Annotated in this window: 18 protein-coding genes and 1 pseudogene; 9 read left to right on the forward strand and 10 right to left on the reverse strand. The window is 59.5% G+C overall.

Translation table 11 applies throughout. From position 1 onward, the window contains the following. Positions 1 to 13: 13 nt before the first annotated feature. The 3 genes from AC5SSZ_RS01690 to AC5SSZ_RS01700 form a co-directional block, all read right to left on the reverse strand. Positions 14 to 532: an HD domain-containing protein gene (locus AC5SSZ_RS01690; protein ID WP_495436471.1), complete on the reverse strand. Its 519-nt coding sequence runs from the start codon at positions 530 to 532 to the stop codon at positions 14 to 16. Further along, entirely contained in the window at positions 519 to 1,592 is a 1,074-nt protein-coding gene (locus AC5SSZ_RS01695; protein WP_495436473.1) for an ABC transporter ATP-binding protein, read from the reverse strand. Before AC5SSZ_RS01695 ends, AC5SSZ_RS01690 begins: the two co-directional genes overlap by 14 nt. Before the next feature lie 106 nt (positions 1,593 to 1,698). Beyond that, the gene (locus AC5SSZ_RS01700) at positions 1,699 to 2,409 is read right to left on the reverse strand and encodes a GntR family transcriptional regulator (RefSeq protein WP_368948005.1); all 711 of its coding nucleotides are present in this window, start codon (positions 2,407 to 2,409) and stop codon (positions 1,699 to 1,701) included. A gap of 237 nt (positions 2,410 to 2,646) precedes the next feature. On the opposite strand from AC5SSZ_RS01700, the gene AC5SSZ_RS01705 reads away from it, so the two are divergent. The 5 genes from AC5SSZ_RS01705 to AC5SSZ_RS01725 all read left to right on the forward strand — a co-directional run bounded on the left by AC5SSZ_RS01705 (position 2,647) and on the right by AC5SSZ_RS01725 (position 7,355). Next, entirely contained in the window at positions 2,647 to 3,630 is a 984-nt protein-coding gene (locus tag AC5SSZ_RS01705; protein ID WP_274832752.1) for an ABC transporter ATP-binding protein, read from the forward strand. A gap of 57 nt (positions 3,631 to 3,687) precedes the next feature. Continuing rightward, positions 3,688 to 4,953 carry an ABC transporter substrate-binding protein gene (locus tag AC5SSZ_RS01710; protein WP_274829808.1) on the forward strand — a complete coding sequence of 422 codons (1,266 nt, stop codon included), beginning with the start codon at positions 3,688 to 3,690 and terminating at the stop codon, positions 4,951 to 4,953. A gap of 71 nt (positions 4,954 to 5,024) precedes the next feature. Next, entirely contained in the window at positions 5,025 to 5,873 is an 849-nt protein-coding gene (locus AC5SSZ_RS01715) for an ABC transporter permease (RefSeq protein ID WP_495436476.1), read from the forward strand. Between the two features lie 3 nt (positions 5,874 to 5,876). Continuing rightward, entirely contained in the window at positions 5,877 to 6,713 is an 837-nt protein-coding gene (locus tag AC5SSZ_RS01720) for an ABC transporter permease (protein ID WP_065271180.1), read from the forward strand. Positions 6,714 to 6,716: 3 nt separating this feature from the next. Beyond that, positions 6,717 to 7,355, forward strand: a complete 639-nt coding sequence (locus AC5SSZ_RS01725) for an aspartate/glutamate racemase family protein (protein ID WP_495436478.1) — start codon at positions 6,717 to 6,719, stop codon at positions 7,353 to 7,355. A gap of 807 nt (positions 7,356 to 8,162) precedes the next feature. Here AC5SSZ_RS01725 and AC5SSZ_RS01730 read toward each other — a convergent pair. Further along, positions 8,163 to 11,276, reverse strand: coding sequence for an efflux RND transporter permease subunit (locus AC5SSZ_RS01730; RefSeq protein WP_495436480.1), 3,114 nt, complete (start codon positions 11,274 to 11,276; stop codon positions 8,163 to 8,165). A 12-nt stretch (positions 11,277 to 11,288) separates the two neighbouring features. Further along, entirely contained in the window at positions 11,289 to 12,437 is a 1,149-nt protein-coding gene (locus tag AC5SSZ_RS01735) for an efflux RND transporter periplasmic adaptor subunit (RefSeq protein ID WP_495436483.1), read from the reverse strand. A 1,221-nt stretch (positions 12,438 to 13,658) separates the two neighbouring features. On the opposite strand from AC5SSZ_RS01735, the gene AC5SSZ_RS01740 reads away from it, so the two are divergent. From AC5SSZ_RS01740 to AC5SSZ_RS01750, 3 genes are read left to right on the forward strand one after another with little or no spacing between them, the layout of a single operon-like run. After that, entirely contained in the window at positions 13,659 to 14,855 is a 1,197-nt protein-coding gene (locus AC5SSZ_RS01740) for an efflux RND transporter periplasmic adaptor subunit (protein ID WP_495436485.1), read from the forward strand. Then, positions 14,852 to 15,586: an ABC transporter ATP-binding protein gene (locus AC5SSZ_RS01745; RefSeq protein ID WP_369001016.1), complete on the forward strand. Its 735-nt coding sequence runs from the start codon at positions 14,852 to 14,854 to the stop codon at positions 15,584 to 15,586. Before AC5SSZ_RS01740 ends, AC5SSZ_RS01745 begins: the two co-directional genes overlap by 4 nt. Then, positions 15,583 to 16,818: an ABC transporter permease gene (locus AC5SSZ_RS01750; protein WP_495436488.1), complete on the forward strand. Its 1,236-nt coding sequence runs from the start codon at positions 15,583 to 15,585 to the stop codon at positions 16,816 to 16,818. Before AC5SSZ_RS01745 ends, AC5SSZ_RS01750 begins: the two co-directional genes overlap by 4 nt. A gap of 123 nt (positions 16,819 to 16,941) precedes the next feature. Here AC5SSZ_RS01750 and AC5SSZ_RS01755 read toward each other — a convergent pair whose 3' ends face one another. From AC5SSZ_RS01755 to AC5SSZ_RS01765, 3 genes and pseudogenes are all read right to left on the reverse strand, one after another. After that, complete coding sequence (locus tag AC5SSZ_RS01755) at positions 16,942 to 17,205, reverse strand: hypothetical protein (RefSeq protein ID WP_065271174.1); 264 nt, start codon at positions 17,203 to 17,205, stop codon at positions 16,942 to 16,944. 233 nt (positions 17,206 to 17,438) lie between these two features. Then, entirely contained in the window at positions 17,439 to 18,032 is a 594-nt protein-coding gene (locus AC5SSZ_RS01760) for a helix-turn-helix transcriptional regulator (protein WP_197492340.1), read from the reverse strand. A gap of 341 nt (positions 18,033 to 18,373) precedes the next feature. After that, a pseudogene (locus AC5SSZ_RS01765) lies at positions 18,374 to 18,598 on the reverse strand (IS3 family transposase); the annotation flags it as partial. Between the two features lie 112 nt (positions 18,599 to 18,710). Between AC5SSZ_RS01765 and AC5SSZ_RS01770 the strand changes: the two are divergent. After that, the gene (locus AC5SSZ_RS01770) at positions 18,711 to 18,872 is read left to right on the forward strand and encodes a hypothetical protein (protein ID WP_495436490.1); all 162 of its coding nucleotides are present in this window, start codon (positions 18,711 to 18,713) and stop codon (positions 18,870 to 18,872) included. A 137-nt stretch (positions 18,873 to 19,009) separates the two neighbouring features. Here the strand turns inward: AC5SSZ_RS01770 and AC5SSZ_RS01775 are convergent, their stop codons facing one another. Then, positions 19,010 to 20,419 carry an O-antigen ligase family protein gene (locus AC5SSZ_RS01775; RefSeq protein WP_495436493.1) on the reverse strand — a complete coding sequence of 470 codons (1,410 nt, stop codon included), beginning with the start codon at positions 20,417 to 20,419 and terminating at the stop codon, positions 19,010 to 19,012. After that, on the reverse strand, positions 20,400 to 21,773 hold the full coding sequence (locus AC5SSZ_RS01780; RefSeq protein ID WP_495436495.1) for a GumC family protein: 1,374 nt from the start codon (positions 21,771 to 21,773) through the stop codon (positions 20,400 to 20,402). The genes AC5SSZ_RS01775 and AC5SSZ_RS01780 overlap by 20 nt, the downstream gene beginning before the upstream one ends. Between the last annotated feature and the right edge of the window lie 72 nt (positions 21,774 to 21,845).

Here is a 21,845-nt window from a genome sequence, read left to right on the forward strand (position 1 = left end):
CCGGACCCGGGGATCAGTCCAGCAGCGGGGCGAATTCAGCGTCGATGGCTTCGAAAGCCGGAAGGTAGGCTTCTGTAGTGTCCAGAATGGCCGCGTTGCCCGCGTGCCGGACCCGGATGTCGGCAATCCGCGCGGCAAGGATGAGGCTTTCGCCCCTGGGGCCGGAGCGGTTGTCGCAAAAGGTCAGCGCGCGGCTGAGCGCGGTTTCAGTCATTCGGCAGTCCGGGCCGTACATATGCATCAGATCGGGTCTGCTGCGGCTGGCCAGTCCGCGCGCGCCAGAATGATGCAGCACCGCGTCGACGATTTCGCCATCAAACCCATCCTTGCGGGCAGTTTCGGCGCCGTCGACGGGGTGGAACCCGGTTGTGGCCAGAGAGGGTGCGTAGCCGATGTCGTGATAGGTGGCAGCGGCGATCAGGCGACCAGAGAAGGAGCGCCGCGCCTCAATCGCCTGTGCCGTCCTGATCACCTGCTGGATGTGGGCCAGCCGGTCATTGTCCGGCGCGAACCAGTCTTCAGGCCGTCTCATCCAGCTCTCCACGGGTTTGCATTTGCGGCAGCACCCAGGCTCGATCGACGGCGAGCGACAGGAGCTGGCCGATGTGCAGCGCCGTACCATGTGTCAGCGACAACAGCGCGCCCCCGGCGATTTCAACCTCTGCGTCCCATATGCCGCCGCGGTAAAGGATACTGCGGACCGTGCCCTGCAAGCCGTCCTTGCCCGCATCCGGCAGGATTCTGATCCCTTCGGGCCGCAACAAGGCCTGCGCCGGGCCATTCGGGTGGCAGGGCAGGGCGGAGGCAGGGAAGCGATACCCGGCCAGTTCGGCGCTGCCATTCTGATAGGTGACGGGCACCACCGCGCCCTGACCGATGAAACGCGCCACCTCGGGGCAGGCCGGGCGGTCGTAGATCTCTTGCGGGGTGCCGATCTGCAGGAAGCGCCCGTTCTGCATCACCGCCATCCTGTCGGCCAGTGCCATGGCTTCGCGCTGATCATGGGTGATGTAGATGGTGGTGGCCCCCGAAGAGCGGTGGAACCGCAGCAGTTCCTTTTCCATGGTGCCGCGCAGGTGCGGGTCCAGATTGGCAAGCGGTTCGTCCATCAGAACGGTGTTGGCGCCTCCGGCAAGGCAGCGCGCCAGCGCCACCCGTTGCCGTTGACCGCCGGACAGGGCTTCGGGCTTGCGATCTGCCAGCGCTTGCATGGAGACCGTTTCCAGATGCGGCTCGGCCAACCGGGCGGCTTGTTTGCGGGACATGCCCGCGGCTTCCAGCGGAAAGGCAACATTGCCCCGCACCGTCATATGCGGCCAGAGCGCGTAGGACTGAAACACGAAACCGGTGCCGCGCTGTTCCGGTGGCACCATGGTCCCGTCCCCGGCAACCAGATCCCCGTGAAGCCGGATTTCGCCCTGATCCGGGGTTTCCAGTCCGGCGATCAGCCGCAGAAGCGTGCTTTTGCCGCAACCGGACTGGCCGACGATGACAAAGAACTCATGCTGGGCAATGTCGAAGGAAACGCCATCGACGGCGGGTTTGCCCGCGTAGGCCTTGCCAATCGAATTGACCTGTATTCCGCCTGCCATCCGTCGCCTTTCGGGAATCAAGAGTTCACCTGTCCGGGCTACATGGTCGGCTGGGGTAACCGTTTTATGACAGGGCGCGTTTCCATGCCGGATGCGGGGCAGGGGTTCAGCCCTTCAGGATCTCTTTCAGGCTTCCACTCGGCTTGGGCGTCTCGCTGAGGTCGAGCCCCGAAACGATATCGAGCAGATGGCTTTTCATCAGCTCTTCGGCGTCTTGACCGTCCCCCCGCCGGAAGGCATCGACCAGCGCGTGATGGGCGTGCTTTTCACACAGGGCGCTTTGCCGTTTCCAGTACAGCGCGATGATCAGTGAAGAGCGCGCCACCAGCCGCTCGATAAAGCCCGCGATGGTGGATTGATCCGCAATGCGCGAAATCTCGATATGGAAATGCCCCGACAGGCGCAGGGCCTTGCCGACTTCGCCCTCGGCCAGGGCCTCGTGTTCGGCGGCGATATGCGCCTCCAGCCGGGCCACGGCTTCTGGTGTCATGCGCTCTGCTGCCGAATGGGCGGTGCGCGGTTCCAGCAGGGCACGCGCCTCGAAGACTTCGCGGGCCTCGCGCACGGTCGGCTGCGAGACAAAGGCGCCGCGGTTGCGTTTCAGCTCGACCAGTTCCACATGCGACAGCGCCTGAAGCGCGCTGCGCACCACGGTGCGCGAGACATTGTAGATCTCACTCAGCTCATCCTCGCCCAGTTTGGTGCCAGGCAGAAGGCGATGCTCATGGATCGCCTGGCTGAGAGAGGCCACGAGATGGGCCGAGGGGCCGTTCACAGCGGGTTGGATAAAATCGGGTTTGTCTACGAATCGCGTCATGGGGTGCTCCTGCCACAGACATGAGGGCTGGCGGATTCCATGACAAGATGAAGTCATATCGAATACGGCATATGAGATAATTGTATACAATATTGTGCGCAATATTTGACCAAAGCCCGCACAACTGCGGTCAGATTACAGGCAATTGCGATAATCGGCCCTTTCCGTGACCGGTAGGCTTTGCGCAATGCGTCCGGCTTCGGCCTTTCTGGCTGCAACTGAACGCTGGGGACGCAGATGACCGGACACGCTGATCTTGAACTTGTTGCGCTGACCAAACGCTACGGCGGAACCGTTGCGGTCGATGCCATCGCGCATCGATTCAAGGCAGGGGTCTATGCCTGCCTGCTGGGGCCTTCGGGCTGTGGGAAATCCTCGACCCTGCGCATGATCGCCGGGCACGAAACGGTCAGCGATGGATCGATTGTGCTGGCGGGGCGGGATGTTTCACATCTGCCTCCGGCGCAGCGGGGCACGGCGATGATGTTCCAGAACTACGCCTTGTTTCCCCATCTCAGCGTGCGCGACAATGTTTCCTTCAGCCTGCGCATGGCTGGCATTGAGAAACCCACCCGGGACAAGCGCGCCGATGAAATGCTGGAGCTGGTCGAGATGACGGCGCTGGCAGACCGCAAGCCGGACCAGCTATCGGGCGGGCAACAGCAACGTGTCGCGCTGGCCCGTGCCCTGATCACCCGTCCACAGGTGTTGCTGCTGGATGAGCCGCTCTCGGCGCTGGATCCGTTCCTGCGTATCCGCATGCGGGCCGAGCTGAAACGGCTTCAGCGCGAATTGGGCATCAGTTTTATCCATGTCACCCACGGCCAGGACGAGGCGCTGGCGCTAGCGGATGAGATCATCGTCATGAACGATGCCCGCATCGAACAGGCAGGCCCGGCGCGCGATGTCTTCAACCGCCCCAAGACCGCCTTCGTGGCGCGCTTCATGGGCGGGCACAACGTGTTGAACCTGCCGCAGGGCAATATTGCGCTGCGCACGGATGAAATGACGGTTACCGCCGCGCAGGCAGGGCGCATCGACGGGCGGGTCATCGGTATCGAATACCAGGGAACCCATGTCGCGCTGACGGCCGAGGTCGCGGGCGGTCAGGATGTCACGGCGCTGATGCCGGACATGGATTTCCTGCAAACCCCAAAGGAACTGGGAGAGGTCATCGGCCTCGACTGGGAGGACCGGGTCGCGCACCCGCTCTCCGCATGAACAACACAACGCAAATAACGCAAAACGCATAACAGAGAGGGAACGACCATGACGACAATTTCGAAAATTCGCTATAGCCGCCGGGCATTGCTGAAGACGGGTGGCGCGGCGCTCGCGGCCTCTGCGCTTCCGGCGCCAATGGTCTGGGGGCAGGAGAGTAAGAACATCACCCTGCGCCAGTTCGGCACCGGCGTGTCCAACCTCAATGAAGTGGCGACCAAGGTCAAAGAGGACCTCGGCATCACGCTGGAAATGACCGCGCTGGATACCGACAGCGTCACCCAGCGCGCTGCCACCCAGCCGGACAGTTTCGATATTGCTGACATCGAGTATTTCGTCTGCAAGAAGGTCTGGCCGACCGGCAACCTTCAAGCCATGGACGCCTCCAAGATCACCAATTACGACAAGATCGTTGGTATCTTCCGCGACGGTAAACTGACACCCGATAGCGAGATTGCGCAAGGCACCGCACCGCATACTGTCGGCTTCGTCGATGGGCCGGGCGGCACCGATTTCGTCGACAGCGAATCCGGCTGGATGACGCTGATCCCAACGATCTACAACGCCGACACGCTGGGTATCCGTCCTGATCTGATCGGCCGTCCGATCGAAAGCTGGTCCGAACTGCTGAACCCCGAGTTCAAGGGCAAGGCCTCGATCCTCGATATCTCCTCGATCGGCATCATGGATATGGCCATGGTCTGCGAGGCGATGGGCGAAATCAGCTATGGCGACAAGGGCAACATGACCCGCGAAGAGATCGACAAGACCATCGCGATCTTCACCGAAGCAAAGAAGAACGGCCAGTTTCGCGCCTTCTGGAAAACTTTCGACGAAAGCGTCAACCTGATGGCCTCGGGTGAGGTAGTGATCCAGTCGATGTGGTCGCCGGCCATCACGGCAGTTCGTTCGCGCGGGATCGACTGCGTCTATCAGCCCCTCAAAGAAGGCTATCGCAGCTGGGGCGGTGGCATCGGCCTGTCGGCCTCCCTGTCCGGCATGGAGCTGGATGCGGCCTATGAATACATCAACTGGTATCTCAGCGGCTGGGTCGGCGGCTTCCTGATGCGTCAGGGCTATTATTCGGCGGTGCCGGAGACCTCCAAGAACTTCATGTCCGAAAACGAGTGGGGCTACTGGTTCGAAGGCAAGGAAAGCACCGACATCATCACCTCGCCCTTTGGAGACAAGCTGGCCGGAGCGGGCGAAGTGCGCGACGGCGGCTCCTTTTATGACCGCATGGGCGCAGTGGCCTGCTGGAACTCCGTCATGGAGGAAAACCAGTACATGGTCCGCAAGTGGAACGAATTCATCGCGGCCTGACGCAACACCTGCGGGGGCACCTCTGCCCCCGCAACCACTTCCTGCATTTCATCAAGGACCGGACCCCGGATATGAGCAGACAGATCATCGCATGGATCCAGGCCGCGCCGATGGCGTTGGTGCTGCTTGGTTTTCTGGTGGCGCCCATCATCATGATCGTGATCGTCAGCTTTTGGGGCGCGACGGAATATTCGATCTACCCGGCGTTCCAGTTCGACAATTACGAATTCCTGTTCGGATCGCCGGTCACCTACACGGTGTTTTTCAACACCTTCAAATATGCCCTGCTGACCTGGGCGCTGACGCTGGTGATCGGCTTTACCGTTGCCTATTTCCTGGCCTTCGAGGTGCGCAGCCTGAAATGGCAGATCGGACTGTTCCTGCTCTGCACGATCCCGTTCTGGACCTCGAACATCATCCGGATGATCAGCTGGATTCCCTTCCTGGGCCGCAACGGGCTGGCCAATTCGGCGCTGATCAGCTGGGGCGTCATAGACGAGCCGTTGGAGTGGCTGCTGTTCAGTGATTTCAGCGTCGTTCTGGCCTTTGTGCACCTTTACACCCTGTTCATGGTGGTGCCGATCTTCAATTCGATGATGCGCATCGACCGCTCCCTGCTGGAGGCCGCCCGCGATTGCGGTGCCAACGGTCTGCAGACCCTGTGGACGGTGATCGTGCCCCTGTGCAAACCCGGGATCATGATCGGGACGATCTTTGTCTCAACCCTGGTGATGGGAGACTTCATCACCGTGCGGTTCATGTCCGGATCGCAACGCGCCAACGTCGGGCGGTTGATCTCGAATGACATCAGCCTGCTGCAATACCCCTCGGCCTCGGCGACGGCAGTGGTGCTGCTGTGCACCGTTCTGATCGTGATCGCGCTGCTCTTGCGGCTGGTCGATATTCGCAAGGAGCTTTGATCGATGGAAACGCGCAGCCGGTCCTTTTACATCCTCGCCGCCTTTTTCGGTCTCTTCGTGCTCTTCCTCTACGGGCCAATCCTGACCATTGGCATCCTCAGCTTTCAAGGGCCGCAAGGGGGGCTGACATTCCCGATGAACGGCGTGTCGCTGTATTGGTTCCGCGATCTGTTTCAGGAACAAGCCGTCGGCGATATCTGGGGGAGCTTCCGCCGCTCATTTGCGCTGGGGCTGATGGTCATGGTGACCACCGTTGTGGTCTCGGTCCTGGGTGGACTTGCCTTTCGCAAGCGTTTTGCGGGCTCCGGGCTGCTGTTCTATCTCGCCGTCACTTCGCTGGTGATCCCGTCGATCCTGGTGTCCCTTGGGGTCGGGTTGATCTTCAACCAGCTGGGGCTGCCGGTGCATTGGGCGAGTTCTGGCTATGGCAGCCAGCTGACCTGGACGCTGCCCTTTGGCCTGTTGATTATGTTCGCCGTCTTCAACCGTTTCGACAAAAGCTATGAGGAAGCCGCCCGCGATCTCGGTGCCACCGCCTGGCAGACCTTTGCCCATGTCGTCCTGCCGATCATCGCGCCGTCTTTGCTGGGGGTGGCCCTGTTCGGCTTCACGCTCAGCTATGACGAGTTTGCCCGCACCCTGATGACGGCGGGCAGCTACAACACCCTGCCGCTGGAAATCTTTGGCATGACCACCAATGTGACCACCCCGGTGATCTTTGCTCTTGGCACGCTGACCACTGGGTTTTCGCTGGTGGTGATCGGGGTCTTCTTCCTGACCGTCTGGCTGATGGCGCGCAAGAAGGATCGCGGATCCGATGCGGGCAAGGGGATGGTCTGAGCGATGCCGGTGATCGTGATCAATCCCAACAGCACCGAAGCCATGACCGCCAGCATTCTGGCCGCCGCCCGCCATACCGCGCCGGATATCCGGTTCGAAGGCTGGACCTCGGTCGGTGGACCGCCCGCCATCGAAGGCCCCGAGGATGGCGCACGGGCAGTGCCGCCGCTGCTGGAGTTGGTCCGCAAGGCCTCGGATGCGGGCGCGCGGGCCATCGTGATCGCCTGTTTCGATGATACCGGACTGGAGGAAGCCCGGCAGCTTGCCACCTGTCCGGTGCTCGGGATCGGGCAGGCCAGCTATGTCATGGCCGAGCTGATCGGCGGGCCGACAGCGGTGATCACCACGGTGCAGGCTGCCGTGCCGGTGATCGAGGCCAATATCGACGCGCAGGGGCATGCCTCGCATATCGGTACGATCCGGGCAGCCAACGTCCCGGTGCTGCTGCTAGAAGATAGCCCCGCTGAAGCCGCAGCAGCTTTCGCCGCTGCCGCCCATCAGCTTCCGCCCGATACCGTAAATGTAATCATCGGATGCGCCGGCGCGGTGTCGGTTACCGGCCATCTGGGCGATCTCCCGGGACTGACCGTTATTGACGGCGTGACTGCGGCAGCGAAGCTCAGCCGCGCGTTGGTCGGTTGAGCTGTGCGGTGCGGGCGGCTAGCCTTGAAAATCTATATAGCTTTCGCAGATGAGTTCAGCCGGTACATGGTTTGCCGCCTTTCTCTCTAAGCTCTGTATTCTGTCATCTGACCTGGGCCCCCAATTTCCTCCACCTCATGGAAAGCCCTTGGGGTCGGTTTGATGGCCTTTTGCGGCCAGTGTGTCCATCGTTCTTTTCTCAGAAAACTCACACGGGGCGTACTGGACGCAATACTGACGGTAACCTATGAGCGCCAATATGTTCCATCATGTGGTGGGGGCATGGAAGGAAAAGTATTGAAAAACCGGAGCTTATGTTAACTTCCAGTGACGATTGATGCTATGCTGCGGCTATCTGCATTGGCAGGGCTGTGTTCGTTTCTGTTAATAGCTGGCGTGGTTGCCAAACTGAGATCTTGGCGTGTGTGGGGCGCCCTAGCGCTCGGCATTATCGTGTGGGTTTCAGTTGCTTCGGTTCCTGTTTCAACATCCCGCGAGAAATTGCGATCTGAATTTCTCGAAAAGGTAAGCAAGTCAGGAAAGATTCTGTCGCATCTAAATTCCTCGGTACGCCGGGGGCTGGTGAACGGTTGACGCTCTCGCCTGGGCTGGAATTCACCGAAGTTGGCGGAGTTGATGCCTCGACTTCTCAAGGTCGGAAAGCTGCGGAAGATTTAGCACGGAGGTTTCATGTTCCGAACGGCTTTGTTGTTGGCATCACAGAAGGAGGGAGCATCCACCCCATCAGCAAAATCCAGCGTCACTCTCAATCAGCTCGGACCATCGCGGGCTTCACAACCCTTGATTTCAATTGGCATTCGCTTCGCGCAGTTCGCGATGCAACCGTGCCTCCTCCTCGGCCTTGGGGGTCGAGAACCGCGCCAGCAGCAAATAGGCCGCCGGGGTCAGAAAAAGCGTCGACAAGGTTGCGAGCCCCAAACCACCGACGATCACCCACCCCAAGGCTTCGCGCGCCTCGGCGCCCGCCCCGGTTGAGAAAATCAGCGGTATCCCCCCGAGAACCGTTGACGTCATGGTCATCATGACCGGACGCAGGCGTATGGTCGAGGCATCATAGATTGCTTGATGTACATCCGCACCGCGATCCCGCAACTGGTTCGCGAACTCGACGATCAGGATGCCGTTCTTGGCCATAATCCCGACTAACATGACAAGGCCGATCTGACTGTAAACGTTGAGGCTGAGCCCGGTCAGGGCAAGGGCAAAAGCAGCACAAGCCAGACCGAAGGGCACGGTCGACATGACGACGATGGCGGAAATGAAGCTTTCGAATTGCGCAGCAAGGACCAAAAGAACGACGATGATCGCAAAGCCGAAAATAATGCCAATCCCCGAGTTCGTCTGATCCAGCGTCGCGGCCTCGGCCAGCGGAACGACACTGTTGTTTTCGGTGATTAGATCCGCCGCCAGATCCTGCACCTGGACAAAGGCATCGCCCAGCGCAAGCTCCGGCGTCAGGCTGGCCGCGATCTCGACCGAGCGGTTCTTTCCTTCGCGGCTGAGTTCCGGAGCAACGGCGCGTTCCTCAAGCCGGACAAAGGACGACAGGGGAACCATCTGGCCATCGGACGCACGTACAAAGATGCTTTCCAGATCACCAGGATCATCAACCGGCATCGAGGTCGAGAGCATCTGGATATCATAGCTGGTGTCATCGATGAAAACCGACCCCACGCTTCGCCCGTCCAGAACGGCCCGCAAGGCATCCCCCAACCCGGAGATTTCGACGCCAAGGTCCGATGCCCGTGCGCGGTCGATTTCGATAAAGAGCTGTGGCTGCGTCGTTTCATACTCAAGCCGAACCCTGCCAAAGTCGGGATTTTGCTGCATCCGCTGGACCAGTTGCTCGGCCACGCCCGCCAGCTGGTCATAGTTGTCGCCCGTGATCGCAAACGCCAAGCCGCGTCCGGCGCCGCGAATTCCCAAGGAATTGCGCTGGATTACGAAGACCCGAACTCCGATGATCGAAGACAGCCCCCGGTTAATGTCGTTGACGATGTCCTGCTGACCGCGGCTGCGCGCCTCCCATGGTGCAAGCGTGGCAACCATGAACCCCCGATTGTCGGCGCTATAGCCCGTAATCGAGAAGACATTGCGCAGCTCGCCGGTTTCGCGAAGGGGAGACAGCGAGCGCTCGATCTCGTTCATTTTTGCCATGGTATAATCGAGCGACACCCCCTGAGGTGCCGTGATGGACATCAGCACAAGCGATCTGTCTTCAGGCGGGGTCAGCTCCTGTTTGATACCAGAGCCAACCATAAGCGCAGTTGCCGCGAACAGCAGCGACGCCAGAACCACAATGGCCGGAGCGCCCAAGGCCATCCGCAATGTGGCTCCGTATAGCGCTGCGAGCCGGTTGCCCAGCCAGGTGATCGGTCCGCGCCCGCTGTTATTCAGCTGCACGCCATCCAGCAGGCGGCTGGCCATCACCGGGCACAGTGTCAGCGCCACAACCGATGACAGCGTCACGGACATCGCCAGTGTAAAGCCGAACTCGCGGAAAAGCCCCCCGGCCTGTCCGGGAAGGAACGACAGGGGCACGAAAACAGCCGCGAGGGTGGCCGTCGTGGTGATTACGGCAAAGAACACCTCCTGAACCCCCAGAACGGCAGCCGCGCGGGCGCCCATCCCCTCGGCGCGCCGCCGCACGATGTTTTCCAGAACCACGATGGCATCATCCACCACCATGCCCGTTGCCAGAACAAGCGCCAGAAGCGTCAGGATGTTGACTGAGAACCCCACCAAATAGATCCCGGCCAGCGTTCCGACCAATGCGACGGGAAGTGTCAGTGCAGGAATGAGGGTGGCTCGGAAGCTGCGCAGGAAGAGAAAGATCACGGCAACAACAATTGCGATAGCCAGACCCAGCGTCTTGAGCACCTCCTCGATCGAGCCATTGATGAACACCGCATCATCAGAGGTGATGAATATATCCACGCCTATCGGCAGGGTTTCATTCAACTCTGCAACCACCTGATGCACGGCTGCCGAGATTTCCAGCGTATTGCTGGTTGCCTGACGGATCACCCCGATGCCGAGCCCTGTCTGGCCATTGGCGCGCAGGATGGTTTCATTCGGCGCGGGGCCAAGGGTAACGCGTGCCACATCCCCCAGTTTGACATTGTCGCGGATTTCCAAGGCTTCAAAGGCTTCGGGTGTCGAAACAGAAGCCGTTGTGCGGACATTGATCGACTGGCGCGTACCGCTCAGATCGCCCGCCGGAGCATCATAGGCCACATCCGCAAGCGCACGGCGCAAATCCGCAAGGCTGAGCCCCCGGCTGGCAAGCTCCCATTGGTCGATATCAACCCGGAATATCGGATCGCGATCCCCATAGATCTGCAAATCGGCAACGCCCGGTATCGAAATCAACCGGTCTTCCACCCGGTCATGCACGATTTGTGTCAGTTCCTGTGGCGAGCGGCTGTCCGAGGTCACCGCCACACGGACCACAGGCTGCGCGTTGGCGTCGGCCTTTACGATGCCGGGGGTCTCGGCATCCTCTGGCAGGGTATTAGCGATCCGGCTGACCGCATCACGGGCATCCGTCGCGGCAACATCCAGATCTACACTATCCTCAAATTCCAGCGTGACCCGGCTGCGGCCATAGCGAGATTGCGACGAGATCGTCCTGATCCCCGAAACCCGCCCAACCGCGCCTTCAATCCGGCTTGTGACCTCCTGATCAACGGTTTCCGATGACGCGCCCGGGAAATAGGTCGTCACCGTCACCACGGGGCGGTCCACATCCGGCAATTCGCGGATCTCGACCCCGAACAAGCCAGCCACTCCGGCAATCACAATCAGCGCGTTGAGCACAAAGGCCAGTACCGGCCGTTTAACGAACAAGACGGTGCCCGTGCCATGCTGCCCATGCAGAGTCTCGCCAAGTATACTCACGACGATACTCCCTTAACCGTTGGTCTCAGATGGTTCTGTGCCCTCGACAGCTTCAACCTCAGCCCCCGGCCGGATATTCTGAACGCCTTCGACGATGATGGCATCCCCGGCATTCAGCGCGCCTTCGACCAGGACAGAGCCACTGTTGCGCTGCAATATCTTCACAGCGACCCGTTGTGCCTTGCTGTCTTCGATCTTCCACAGGAAAGGCCCGTCCGAAGACCATTGCACCGATAGCGGATCCACTGCCAAGGCCATTTCGCCGGGAAACGAAAGCGCGACCGAGAACGCCATCCCAGCCCTGAGCGTATCGCCCTCGTTTTCAAGCTGCCCCTGAACCCGCAAGGTGCGGCTGTGCCGGTCGACGATATTGTCGATCGCGTTGATCTTCCCGACAAGCTGCTGATCCGGGTTCGCCAGGGGAACGACCTGCATCGGCATGCCAAGCGACAATTGGCTGATCGCCCGTTCAGGCACCCGGAAATCGATCAGGATATGCGAGCGGTCCGTGATCACCGTCAGGACATCCTGCACGGAAATGCGGTCGCCAACCTCGATCTCCGACAGACCAGCCCATCCCGAGATCGGCGCGACGATGGTTCGCTGTGCAAGGTCAAACCGGGCCTGCTCCAATGCCAGTTCCGCCGAGCGCAGTTCCAGTTCAGCCTCGCGGAAACGCACAGCTGTTACCGCGCCGGTTTTCTGCAACTGCTTGAGCCGGTCGACATCCTCCTTTGCAGCCTCCACCTGCAATCGCGCCCGCTCGACTGCGATCTTTTCGGCTGCGTCTTCAAGGTGGTAAAGCTCATCCCCCTTGCTCACATAACCGCCGGCCACAAACCCCGTCGACACGATGCGCCCCGTCGCTTCGGCGCGCACGGTAACGGATCGAATGGCCCGCCCGTCCCCAATCGCGCGCACCTGGTCATTCATCGGTTGTTGCGAAACCTCTCCCGCAACCACGCGAACCGGCCCGCGCGGACCACGTTTCGCAGCCGGTTCTGACGCTTCGTCCGAGGGAAGGGGCGCAACCTGTTCAATGATATCCAGCACGCCCCAGCGTTCGAGCAAGGGGCGCGACGCAGGCACATAGGCAGCCCAAAGATACAGAGCCCCGCACACAAGGAGCGCTCCCGCAAAAAGTTGCTTGATGAGCTTCATGGAGTTTCCTGCACTGAGTGAACTGGGGCGGTTGTCGCCACAAATTGCGTTGTGTGTATCATCGTAAAAACTGCCTACAAAAAACATGCAACTGCAAGCAAATTCTAGCCGTCCCGAAGCCTACCGGTGTCGAGATGTTGCTTGTTTTTGCACAACAAAATGCACACCACAGTATCATACTGAAAATGCGCAAACTATGCAGCTCATCAGGCTGAGTTCGTCGGTTCTGCTTCAAGCAGACGTAGCGTGGAGAATTACTTTTCAAGAGCTAACGCGGATAGGGATCAAACACCGGGCCAGGGCGCGCTGAGCGGTTCGCCAGATCGGGCTCGAAGCGGCCATTTTCCACGATCAACGTCAACGTCGGCTGTGCACGCTCATGCCTCCCTGTGTGCCCTGCAGGTCAAACTTTTTAAAGCCGGTTTTTGCGCCTAACAAACCCGGGCGCAGTGAACACTTCCTTGAGTTGTGCCGTGCCCATTCCGTCACACTTTGCGCTTGGGGGTAATAGCTTTGCTCAGTCACACCGATCTCTCTGACCGCATCGATGCGTGGTATTCCTTGCCGAAACTTCACGAAAAATTCGTCAGGTTTCGGTTTCTTCGCACGTCTTGCTGTTGTTGGGCGATGGACTTGAGGGGGGCAGTGCATTTTAAATTGGAGAACGGTGCCTTTCTCATTGCCACCTTCCTGTAACTGCCGTTTACACCGATGGGCCAGAGCGAAGGATGAGGCCGTTACGTGAACGCCTTCCAAATTGAAGGAACCCCGGCCGGACATCGTGACTTTTTATGGGGTCTAGGCCGTGTTTATCCAGACAAGGGGGGACTGGAGATCGCCCAGCGCAGATATTGGACTTTGCCAAGTCGGGTCCTGCAGAGAGTTAGGGCAGGAATGGCCGAACCAAACCGGCCATTTAGTTTCTCGCCTAATACTGCGTTGCAGCCCATTGGAGCTGCCATTCGTGCATCGTGCAGTATTTTCGTGGAGCGGGTGACGATCGCGTGGTGTGTTTGCTGCGCGCCTTAGCCCAGTCCGCGCTCCAATAAAAATTGAAATTTCTGCGAAAAAATGGCACCATCGGCCATCATGCTCAGGTTCCTTACCGTTTTGCTGGTGGCAGGAGCAACATTCGCGTACCTCGCATCGGATCTCAGCGCTCCTTCTGCAAAGCCCACATATGTGACCGCCCCTGTGGAATTTGGACGGCTGGAGGAAACTGTGTCTTCGACCGGTACTGTGGATGCCCTTTTTACGGTGGATATCAGCTCGCAGGTCTCCGGGCGGATTACCAAAGTCACTGCAGATTTTAATGACAGCGTAGAGAGCGGCCAGCCGCTGGCGCAGATTGACCGACAGGGATTTGAAGCGCGGGTCGCCGAGGCTGAAGCTGCTGTCAGCATTGCCTTGTCCGCAGTTGAGGTTCGCAAAGCGGCGTTGAGGCGGTCGAAAGTTGAAATCGACGCGATTGGATTGGAGCGGAGTGTTCATCAGGCTCGGGTGGATAAGGCCAAGGCAGAGTGGCTCTTGGCACAGTCCAATCTTGATCGAAAAGAAGGGTTGCACCGTTCTGGGACCGTTTCAGAGGCGGACATCGACAATGAGCGCACATCAGTGCTGACTGCATCCGCCGCCCTGCGGGAGGCCGAAGCCCTGATGGCCGTCAACGAGCAGAGGATTGAGACCGCGCGCGCTGATTTTGCGAGAAACCAAGCCGAACTCGCGGGTGCGCGTGCAAATGTTCCACAGCGGCAGGCCGCGTTAAAGCTGGCTGAGGTTGAACTGGAGCGCACCACCATACGCGCGCCGATAGATGGGGTGATCATCAACCGCAGCATCGAGGAAGGGCAGACCGTTGCGGCGGCTCTGGAGGCGCCGACCCTGTTTACGATCGCCAAGGCTCTCCGGAATATGGTGGTCTATGTCAGCGTGGATGAAACCGATATTGGCCGTATCCGCATCGGACAGGCGGCTGGGTTCACTGTCGATGCTTTCCCGGATCGGATGTTTTCAGGTGTTGTGACCGAAATCAGAAAATCCGCCAAGGTGATCCAGAACATTGTGACCTATACCGTCGTCCTTGAGACTGAAAACCCCGAAGAATTGCTTCTTCCTGGGATGACAGCATTTGTCAAAATAACGATCAAAAGGTCTGAACCTGGGCTCAAAGTTCCGACCAACGCACTGAGTTACACCCCAAGCACCTATTCGGGAACATCTGAAACGACTGCGGTGATCTGGCGATTGGATGACCTCGGCAAGCCTGAGCCGATGGCGGTCGTGCCGTTGGACAGCGATGCAAGCCATACGCTTATTGCTTCGGAGGAGATCGAAGAAGGCGATCTTGTTATCGGTGCCGAGATTGAACATCCGCATGAACGGTCGCTGTTTGGGAATTGGATCGGAGCGAGGCTGTGACCACGCTGATCAAAGCAGCGCATCTTGGGCGGAGCTATAGCAGCGGCGGAACATCCATCGATGCTTTGAAGAACTGTTCCATCTCGGTCACCGCGGGGGAATTCGTGGCCATCATGGGCCCGTCCGGGTCCGGGAAAACCACCTTGATGAATCTGCTCGGTCTGCTTGACCGGCAAGACGCCGGGACGCTCGACATTCTGGGGCGCCGGGCCAGCGGTCTGACGGACGCACGCAGGGCTGAAATCAGGAACAGGATCTTTGGGTTTGTGTTTCAGTCGTACAACCTACTGCCGCGTCATTCTGCGGTCGAGAATGTCGAACTGCCGATGATCTACGCCAGTATCCGGGCCGGGGAGCGCCGAAGGCGGGCAGTGAAGGCGCTGGAGGATGTGGGGTTGGCTAAACGGCAGGGCCATTATCCGCACCAGCTTTCTGGCGGAGAGCAGCAGCGTGTTGCCATTGCGCGGGCCCTGGTGAACCAACCGCGCCTGATCTTGGCTGATGAGCCAACGGGGGCCTTGGACAGTCAAAAGGGCCGACAGATCCTCGCCCTGTTCCAGACAATCAACCGTGCAGGTCACGCTGTTGTGGTTGTGACGCATGACGAACGGGTCGCCCGGCATGCGCAACGCATCCTGCGGATGGCAGATGGTGAGATCATCTCGGATGAAACCGTGCCAAACCGTCTTTGGGCTGCGGATGCTGCATCAGAGGTTCTGGTGCTGAGATGATCGTGCTGGAAAGTTTCAAAGTGGCTCTGCGGGCGCTTCAGGCGAACCTGCTTCGCAGTTTCCTGACCATGCTTGGCGTCATTGTCGGTGTGGCTTCGGTTGTCTCTATGGTCGCATTTGCAGCCGGGGCGCAGCGACAGATTTCGGAGCAGATCAAAACGCTGGGCGCGAATGTTCTGATGATCGAACCGCCCAGAAACAGCCGTGGAGCGGGGCAGGCCGGCCGCGGTGCGGTCTCGCGGCTGACAGAGGAGGACGCGGAGGCCATTGCGGCCAATATTGCTCAGATCGCTTTGACCGCTCCTGCGCTTCGCGGCAACGTGCTTGCGGTTCATAAAAACCGGAACACTTGGACAACGGTGAACGGCACCACCTCCAGCTATTTCGCAATTCGTGAATGGCCCTTGAAACAGGGGCGCTATTTTTCCCAGCAAGAACAATCCGGAGCGGGAAAAGTTGCGGTGCTGGGGCAATTGACGGCCGAGCAGCTTTTTGGCGACACGGACCCGATTGGGCAGGTGATACGCGTACTGTCGGTTCCCTTTGAAGTGATTGGTGTGCTGTCAGTAAAGGGCACCTCGGGTTGGGGGCGAGCGCAGGATCAGGTTGTTTTTGTACCTATCCGCACAGCAAAGCAAAGGCTGATCGGCAGCTCCAACGCGGTTCACCGGAATTCAGTTGAGTACATTCTCGCAAAAGCGGTCTCTTCCTCTGCGGTCCCGGTGGCAGAAAAGAGAATGACGGCTCTCCTGCGGCAAAGGCACAGGATTGGTTCGGGGGCGGCCAACGACTTTCTGGTTTCGGACCCGGCCTCAATGATGGCGGCTGAAAATGCCGTAAAGAGAGCGTTAGGCTGGCTGTTGTCGGGCATTGCATCGGTATCGCTGATCGTGGGGGGGATCGGCATCATGAATATCATGCTGGTGTCAGTGACAGAGCGCACCCGCGAAATCGGCTTGAGGATCGCAATTGGTGCCAGCCCAGGGCATGTGCAGCTGCAATTTCTGATGGAGGCTGTCTTGCTCTGTGTCTTCGGTGGGGCGATTGGATTGGCGATCGGTGCATCTGCTGCAGTATTGGTGGGGCAATTGGCTGGCTGGCCGGTCTTTTTGAGCCCTCTGTCCGTCATTGGCGGGGTGGCGGTTTCAGCAGTGGTCGGTTTGATATTTGGTTATTTTCCGGCACGCAAAGCATCCAAAATGGATCCGGTCGCAGCCTTGAAATTTGAGTAGGCACCAAACTACGCAGGGTGGGCGCGCTGCATGGAGCAACGGGAGCGGCCGAAGGCAACCCAGCCGCCGGATACAGCAAGAGCCCCCAAAGGGGCTCTTGTTCAAAAGGCTCAAACGTAAATGTCAGCTGGGTTGGCCCACATTGCACTGATCACCGACTTCGGTGCCTGGAGTTTTGCCGTTGCCAAACGGATCGTTGTTGGGACCCGGGTCTTTGGCTGTGGTCCGGAAAACGGACCCTGGCGGAACGCACAAAGCTTTACGGCCATTAGTTTTGGTTCCGTCAGGATAGGCGTTTGCATTGGGTTGGCCGCCGGTATCTGCAAATGCCATGCTTGAGGTGCCAAGTGCCAGTGCCCCGGCCGCAATAAGTGTGACAAGTTTCATGATAACCTCCCAGTTTTGTGAATACAGGCCGCAAGATTTGCATAATTCCGGGATTCCAACATCGCTCACCCGAGTGAGTATCCGCGGCATTTTTCTAACTCGAATGGGGTATGCGTTCTCGTCAGACGCAGGTCGCGGTAGCCGCCGCAGTATCTGACTGGCAGGCACATCTGGGTTTCAAGGCTAGAGTTTACTGCTCTACTTGGCTAAATTATTCGCGCGATCCGACGGCGTTAGTAATCGGCATGGGCTAACAATGCCACCAGTTCTGCCTGTCGGTGGGTGTTGGTTTTCTGGAAGATAGAGCGTAGATGACTGCGTGCAGTCCAAATCGATATATTCAGCTGTTTGGACGCTGCTCTCAGGCTTGCACCCGCTGCAAGCCGGATTGTGACCGAGGCTTCGGCAGGCGTCAGGTGATACTCCTGCTGCAGGAACTCTTTGAAATAGTCAGAGGCGTGCGCGACTTCCCGGATATAGAGCAACGCATGCGCCCCATTTAGCTGTTCGCGCAACTGAATGGGCACCGGCACAGCATCAATGTAAAGGACGCGGCCCGTCTCGGTTTCCAGCTTGACCGGGGGCGGCAAAGGGGTACTCCCCTGCTCACCGAAATCCAGGGAGGCTTGAACAAGCCGCGAGAGTTTCGCTTTCTGGTGTGGGTCACAGAGATGGATATTCCGCCAATTCAGCATCACTTGCCACAGCGGCTCTTCGGCGCAGGCCTCATCAAATGACACCGCGTCACCATTTTCATTCAGAAAAATGATACAGTGGCTTTTGTCACCCAAAAGCGTAATCCACTGGGATAACGAAATAAAACTCATGTCGCATGTCCCAAGCCTGGAGTGTTTCATCCAGCTCGACCCAGCCTCATCTCGAGCGTGCAATCTGGTTTTTACCCACTGCTCACAGTGTGATTGCATCAGGCCAGCCAGTATCCGCTACCGCCTGCGATTGGAGGCGGACGAGAAACGAGGGGGCCGAGATGTATTGTGATATCTTAACGATAAATCAAGCCGCGATTCGTGTAAACTGACCCAGCCTTCCGCCAAGTTTCCCTATGGCGGCGCGAGTGGCGGACCCAAGGGGGCCGGGCAGCAGGGGCGGGGCCGGAGCCGCCAGAGACATGCAGGCTGCGACCTTTGCTACTCGACGAGCTACCCATACGCTTTTTCAGAAGACGCAGCTCCGGTGCCTGCTCGGCAACGACCTCTTCCAGATCACCCGCCTCCCTTCGCAGATCCGTGGTCTCACTCTACATCGCCGCCCGCGCCGCGTTGCCCGCCAGGCGTTTCTTCCCAGCCTCAAGGAATTCATTGCACCAACTGTAGTAGAGGCACAGAGCAATGCCCTCCGGGCAGCACATTTCAGCAATGCTGCGTGTAGACCTGTCGCGTTTCTGCGCCGCCCCAAGTGCTCGTTTTCCTCTCTGGACCTGTCGCGGACTATGCCACTCCTTTGGGTGTCGGAACGTGGGGAGAATTCTACAATCGGATAGGCTGATGTCCGGCATCTTCCGCCGCGCGCGGAAGATTGATGAAACCGAGACACGTGCGAAGATTGTTGACCGAATGATGGAACAGGGCCGGAAGCTGTTTAGTCGTTCCGATTTGCCCCAGAAGGTCGAACAGGAGGAGCTCGATATTGAGAGAGCGCGGGAATGATAGAAAACTTCCGTTCCCCACAGGCCTGGATTTTACGCCCCCGAAACCTCGTGACCTGCTCCCGGTACAGGGACAACTGTAGGAAAGTTCAAGCTGACCGGCGCGCCAGGCTGATCAGGCGAAGAATCCGGCGGTGCTCAGTCTTTTTCGAAGAGCTTCTGAAGCGTAGGCTCGGTACGCGATCCGCTTTCAGGGAACCTCCCAAGATCATCTTGCGACGATGAGCCTGTAAGTCGGCGTGCAGCGAAAGCGAGGTAGGTGAAGAGCCAGAAATAGGGGCTTGTCGAGGGGCCGAATGAATCGCTCGACATGTTCGCCGCGATATAGACCAGGGTGCTGAGCGACAGTCCGATGCAGATCATCCGGGCCGATGTCGTGCCCCGTGTCGCGCGTAGCATTCCGACGATTGACCACAGGCAGAGGGTCACCACCGCGCCGATCATGATCGCGACGCTCAGCAAGCCCGGCGCGCCAAGGGTGCGCATGTAGTCCAGAAACAGGTTGTGACTGTGGGAAACGTCGGCTTGACGGTAAAAAATATCGATGCGCTGGCTCGCTCCCTGGCCGAGGAACGGATCGGCGAGAAACTGGTCGATACTGTAGCGCCACAGGAACCCCCGGGTCATCAGGGATTCCAGCTCTTCCTGACTGTAGAGGAACTGGGACAGAAGCCCCAATGCGCGCGGGTTGAGAACGTTGAGCGCGAGAATGCCAAGCCCCGTCATCACAAGGGTGACGACAAGGTATAGAGCCATCATGCCGATCCGTCTGACGCCGGAATATGCAACGATGGCATAGGCCAACAGCATCGTCAGGATCGACGCCCAGGCCAGCATCAGATTGGTCTTGGAACCCGACGCCAACAACCCAAGCAAAATCAGGAACAGGCAGAGTATCCGGAACGGGCGCCGCCGCCGCACGGACAGAAGCAACGCCATGAGGGCCGGGATCGTGGTGGAGATCGCCATGCCGAACTGATTTGGGTTCTTGAACATCCCTGCAGCGCGGTCGGTTCCCTTGAAAACCATCTGGTGCAGCGGTGCGACGTCATAAGCGATCAGGCTCAACAGCGCGGTCGCCGCCAGCGCAGCTGCAATGATGTCAATGTAACGCAGGATTTGCTGCCGTGTGACCGTGCTACGGACAAGGAGATAGATTGCGAAACCGGAAACGAGGGTGGACAGATAACGGCTCGCCCGTAAGGGTTGGGTGGCCCCGAAGGTCGACAGCAGCGACCAGACGATGAGAAACCCGGCACAGGCAAGAACAATCGCGATGGTGCGCGTGGCCGCGACATCGAACGGCGTGCGCCGGGCCCGGGCGGCCTCGAACCAGACCGGTAGCCCGACCAGCATCACCCCAAGGGCCAGCGGCGCCCCGGCGGGAAGGCTGACAAGCGCCGGGGCGGCAAGCAGCGCGACATAAAGATACGCCACATAGGCAGGGAGAGGGGCTGCGCTCGATCGGCGCGCCAGTGCGAGGGGCCGCCCTGCCGGAAAGGGCCCTGCGCCGCTGCCTGACGGCCAATCAGACCCGCGCACGTTCATTGCGCTTCCATTCGGAAATCCCCGCGAGTCCCACTCCCACGAAAATACTCAGGGTGAGAGAGAGCGCCAGCACCACCATCTTGTTCGGCGAACTGGGCAGGGTTGGAGCCACGGCATCGGCGACGATGCGCAGGTCGGAATGGCTCTGCGCGGCGTAGCGGGTGGTCTCAAGCTGGCTCAGGTATTCCTGATAGGCGCCATCATAAAATATCTTGTCGCGCCGCGCCGCCTGAAGCGCGGACCAGGTCTCGCTTGCGACATAGGCGTTCAGCTGACTGATCTGATCGCTGACGCTTTCCTGTTCGGCCACCGTGGTTTCAAGCTCCACTTCGATTGCACTGGCGGCGAGGCGAACCTCTTGCCTGAGGCTGGCTTCGAGGGTTTTGATGCTGTCGGTGATGGCAGACACGGATTGCGGCTGGGAGCCGGGCTGCTGCTGAATTCCGGCAAGCCGGTCCCTAGCTTGTGCGAGCTCGGTAAGCAGCTGTCGGCTGGCCGCGCTGTCAAGGGTGATGACCGATGTATCGCCCGTGCGTTCATAGGCTGCGATCAGCGACAGCTTGGTCTTCAGCGCCGCCGCCTTGGCTTCGAGCATCGAGAGTTGCTGGCGCAGGGCGAAGGTTTGCTGTTGGATCTGCTGTGGGTCGGCGGCCACCCTGCCGGTTCCGCGCAGGAGAGACCGGACATTGCCGTCGGCCTCGGCCGCCTTCTGCCGCGCGCGTGCCGCAAGGGATTCCAGCTGGGCGATTCGTTGCACCTTTGCCTCTTCGTCGCGGGCTAGTGCCCCGGCCAGGTGGGCGCGCGCAAACGCATTGGCGATATCCGCCGAAAGCGCCGACGAGACCGAGCTGTAACGCAGTTCGATGAGCCGCGTATTCCCCTTGCGAGAGACACTCAGACCCTTCCTGACCTTGCCGATTACCATCGGCATCGGATCAGCGGGTTCGTCAGGACTGGCGCGTCCGGCCCATTGCCTCAGCGTGTCGACCAGCGCCGCAAGGGTGCTGGCCTCAGGTGCGAATTCCGGCAGCGTAGCAAGATCGAGTTCGCGGATCACGGCAGCGGTGGTTTCGTCTGAGCGGATCAGTTCGGCGTTGGTGTCGAGGTCAATCGCCGTTCCCAATTCGGACCGCAGATCGCCCCCGGTGACGGACCCGAGATAGAGCGAAACACGCGCTGCATACATCGGCGTGGAGAAGACGATAATCGCCAGCGCCAGAAAAATACCGGCAGCGAGGCAGATCAACAGTGTCTTCGCTTGCCGTCGAACCGCCGCCAGAAAGGATGCGATGGTCGGCGGAGTTGCCTGCCATTCGAATTCGAGAGGATCGTCTGGTAAGTCGGAGCCATCCATTGCTTCCCTGCCTTCAGTTTCTTGTTCTCCGTCCCCGCGCACCCTTCGCACCAGCCTGATGAAAGATTCGGC

This window comes from Phaeobacter sp. CC-HEC084, from assembly GCF_059429255.1.